The following is a 1372-nucleotide window of genomic DNA, read 5'->3' as shown; positions in this document are numbered from 1 at the left end:
GGGTGTGATTTCAGTATGATGTACAAAATACCTAAATTGTCATGTCAAACTAACGAATAATATGATGCTAAAAAGCGAATCAACCCAAATAGAAAGAACAGCCGAAGGCAAACTACGTATTACCATAGAATTAGACCGCACCGAAGGGGAAAGTTTCTTAGAGAAAGAGGAGCATTTAGCGTTGCTACTTAATCAGGCAGGTCTTATAGCCACACAAAGTTTACTGAAAGAGTACGATGATAACAGTCCAGTACTAGCCCCTAACGGGGTTCGTCATTATCTGAAGGGAGAAAAAAAAAAAAGATATGAAAGTCCTTACGGACCGATAGAAATACTTCGTAGTACCTATCAAGGCGTTAGGGGTGGAGTTCAATACGTTCCATTAGAATCAAAAGTAGGGATGTTGGGTGTAAATACGCCAAGATATGCAAAACAGTTGAGTTGGAAGTATGCCCATATGCCCTCAGAGCGAGTGGCAGAAGATTTGGCACAGAATCATTTACGGCAGGTTTCACGTTCTCATATACAGAGAGTTAGCTATGATGTTGGGGAGAAGCTTTTAGCATTACAGTCACAGATGCAGTATAGACATGGCATAGCACCTTCCTTGGTAAAGAATATTTCTGTTGGTCGTGATGGGGCGATGCTTCGTCTAAAAGATGGGGGTTACAGGGAGGCAATGGTGGGTACAATTAGCCTTGTGGGTGCAGAAAGACAGGTTTTACATACGATTTATTTGGGTGACGGACCCGAATATGGCAAGGCAGGTTTTGAGGAGTTGATGCGCCAAGAGATCGCACTTTTAAAAGGCGAATTTGGTCATTTGCCTTGGGTAGGATTAGCTGACGGCTCAGTTCATAATTGGGCGTTTCTCAACCAATATACCTCTGTGCAAATCATAGATTATTGGCACTGTTTCCAATATATTCGGGCGGGACTTGAAGCGATATATCCGCAAGAAAGAAAGCTCAATAAGCAAATAGATAAATGGCATGACCGACTGAAAGAAAAGCAGTATAGTGTACTTGAAGTACTCAAAATATTCAAAAAACATCGTAAAATCCTCAGAAAACAACAAATAGTCAATGAGGCATTAGAAAAAGGCATCACTTATTTGAGTAATCACCATCAACAAATGAACTACGCAAAATATTTGAGCGAAGGCTACTTAATCGGTTCAGGCGTTACCGAAAGTGCGTGTAAGACGCTAATAAAGAATAGATTCTGTGGTTGTGGTATGAAATGGGAAGAGGAAAATACAAGAACCTTGACTTTGATTAGAGGTTTAGTTTTAACAACTAATCGGTGGCAACAGGCTTGGCAGCATATGTCTAAAGTAGCAGCTTAGGTACATCACAGCGAAATCAGACCC

The 1372-nt window shown here is 40.9% G+C and carries 1 protein-coding gene; it reads left to right on the top strand.

The features are described from left to right. Positions 1-61: 61 nt before the first annotated feature. Positions 62-1348, top strand: coding sequence for a hypothetical protein (locus tag JGK36_RS00095; protein ID WP_293200729.1), 1287 nt, complete (start codon positions 62-64; stop codon positions 1346-1348). Positions 1349-1372 lie beyond the last annotated feature (24 nt).

The organism is Microcoleus sp. PH2017_35_SFW_U_B (genome assembly GCF_020737865.1).
GTDB lineage: Bacteria > Cyanobacteriota > Cyanobacteriia > Cyanobacteriales > Microcoleaceae > Microcoleus.
This window is presented reverse-complemented; position numbering and strand designations above follow the sequence as displayed.